This window comes from Silvanigrella sp. (assembly GCF_044369315.1).
Lineage (GTDB): Bacteria > Bdellovibrionota_B > Oligoflexia > Silvanigrellales > Silvanigrellaceae > Silvanigrella.
In genome coordinates this window covers 1-2,653 of the sequence record NZ_JBIPMD010000341.1, presented here as the reverse complement: position 1 = coordinate 2,653, position 2,653 = coordinate 1, and the positions used below count along the sequence as shown (strand labels likewise).

3 protein-coding genes are annotated in these 2,653 nt (G+C 32.5%); all 3 read left to right on the top strand.

Annotation, left to right across the window (positions count from 1 at the left end; genetic code table 11):
* Positions 1–695: class I SAM-dependent methyltransferase (locus ACIQ56_RS16525; protein WP_397602135.1), on the top strand; the 695-nt coding region annotated here is incomplete at its 5' end.
* A gap of 15 nt (positions 696–710) precedes the next feature.
* Complete coding sequence (locus tag ACIQ56_RS16520; protein ID WP_397602134.1) at positions 711–1,832, top strand: glycosyltransferase family 4 protein; 1,122 nt, start codon at positions 711–713, stop codon at positions 1,830–1,832.
* Positions 1,833–1,921: 89 nt separating this feature from the next.
* On the top strand, positions 1,922–2,653 hold a 732-nt coding region (locus tag ACIQ56_RS16515), incomplete at its 3' end, for a GTP-binding protein (RefSeq protein ID WP_397602133.1).

The window sequence follows — 2,653 nt, the reverse complement described above, 5'->3', positions numbered from 1 at the left end:
GGATCCGCGAGCCTTTAAACAAAGATCAAAATTTTGAAATAAATTGTTTATTTTCATCTCTAAATATGACTTTTTTTCTAAATAAAGCTCAAAAAACAGGGTTATTTTTAGACCAAAGAAATAACTTAACATACCTTGCAAATATAATTAAAAATTATAATATAAACTCTTGCCTTGATATATGTAGTTATGCTGGTTCTTGGAGCTCTATTGCTGCAAATTCTGGAGTAGAAAACTTAACTTTAATCGATCAAGACTCTTGGGCATTAAACTTAGCAAAAAGAAATATATTAGCGAATGCAAAAGGGAACACAACGATTGAAACTTTACATGGTGATATGTTCGAACACATGCAAGGTTTGATAAAAAACGAGAAAAAATTTGATTTAATTATTGCCGCCCCCCCCCCAGCTTTCGCTAAATCAAAAAAACATATTCATGAAGCTAAAAGAGCATATTCACGCATGGCAAAATTAGCTAGTAAATTACTATCAGAAAATGGACTCCTTATTGTGTGTAGCTGTAGCAGAAATATTAAAGATTCCGAATTTCTTGAATCTGTTTCCTTTGGACTTGAAGAAGGAAACTGGGTATTTATTCATAAAGGGGAACAATCTCCTTGCCACACACATCTTGCACATCCAGATTCATCTGAATACTTAAAATGCTATTTCTTAAATAATCGTGTTCTTTAATATTGAGGTATACAAATGAATTCTTTAAATAAAACTATCATGTTTGATGCCAGAATCGTTTTAAAAAATTCAGAACATGGTATTGCAAGACATGTAAGAGAACTCATAACAAACATTTTAAATATTAAAGAAAATGATAAGTTTACATTTTACATTTTAATAAATAAGAATTCCCCATTTCTAGATTTAAAATTCCCAAAAAATTTTAAATTAATCACTTTAAAATATGGAGTTTTTAGTTTATTAAGCCAAATTGAATTATTTTTTGTAATTTTAAAATATAAACCCGATTTTTATCACTCTCCACAATTTATAGTTCCACTTTTAAGTAATGTTTCATTAATTGCGACAATTCATGATATGAACCATGTGGCGCTTCCAAATAATTATGCATTTTATAAAAAAATTTATTATAACTTTTTCCTAAAAAAGAAGTTACTAAAATCGAAGTCTATTATCACTGTTTCACAATTCTCAAAAAGTGAAATCACAAAATATATAGGAACAAGCGAAAATAAAATTCATGTTTTTTATAATGGAGTGTTTAACAATTTTAAGCCACTTAGTGAGTTTAGTAAAGAAAAAATAAACTCTGTTATTTTTAAATATAATCTTCCTCAAAAATATATTTTTTCTATTGGAAATCATAAGCCACATAAAAATCTTGCTAAATTAATTGAATCTTATTGCACGGGGAGTTTTCAAATTCCTTTAGTTATTTTGACAGATTCGAATGACTCTTTAATGGAAATTGTAAATCAATATAATTATAAAGATAAAATACAATTTATAAATTTTATTCATGAAAATGATTTTCCTATTATCTATTGCTTAAGTAAAATATTTATTTATATTTCCTTGTATGAAGGATTTGGACTCCCCCCTATTGAAGCCGCCGCTTGTGGTATTCCTACAATTGTAAGTAATACAACTTCTTTACCTGAAGTCATGGGAAGTGCTTCTATTTTTGTCGATCCAAACAACATCGATGATATTCAAAGAGGCATTCGGGAAGCTTTGGATGAACAAAACCCAAATAGGAAGGCCTATATCGAAAACGGGTTCACACTTGCCAAAAAATACTCTTGGGAGCGAATGGCTAGAGAAACATTACAACTTTATGATAGCTTACAATGAATTGATTTGCATTTTTAACGAAATATGAATACCAACTAAACGGAAATTATCTTGGATCTGGATTGGTCCAATCTTACGAAAGGCTTTGTATGACAACGATTAACGGAAATATGCGTAACATTGCGATCATAGCTCACGTTGACCATGGGAAAACAACCTTGGTTGACAAGCTACTTCAACAATCAGGAACATTTGCAGCTCACCAAGCTGTTGCCGAACGTGTAATGGACAGTATGGACCTCGAACGTGAACGCGGCATTACTATTGCAGCAAAAAATGCTTCCATGGTTTATAAAGATGTCCGCATTAACATTGTGGATACTCCTGGTCACGCGGACTTTGGTGGTGAAGTAGAACGTACTTTAATGATGGTTGATGGCGCTATTTTGTTAGTGGACGCTGCGGAAGGCCCTCTTCCACAAACAAGATTCGTTTTACAAAAAGCATTACAACGCAATCTTCGTATGATTTTAGTTATTAACAAAGTCGATCGCCCTGATGCTCGTATTGATGAAGTATCTGAAATGGTTCAAGACCTTTTCTTAGAGCTTTCTTCCGAAGATCATCACTTAGATTTTCCAATTCTTTATGCATCTGGCCGTAACGGCTGGGCAAGCAAAGAACAAGGCGTTCAAAAAGAAACTCTACAAGACTTATTTGATACCGTACTTGAGCATGTTCCACCTCCAAAAGTTTCTCTTGAAGGCGGCGCGCAAATGCTTATCAACAATCTAAGCTACAATAACTTTTTAGGTCGTTTGGCAATTGGTCGTGTAGAACGCGGTTCCTTGCAAGCAAACCAAAGTATTGTTCTTATTAAT

Coding starts and splice junctions, on each gene's coding strand:
- ACIQ56_RS16520 (WP_397602134.1), top strand. CDS start 711: ATGAATTCTTTAAATAAAACTATCATGTTTGATGCCAGAATCGTTTTA.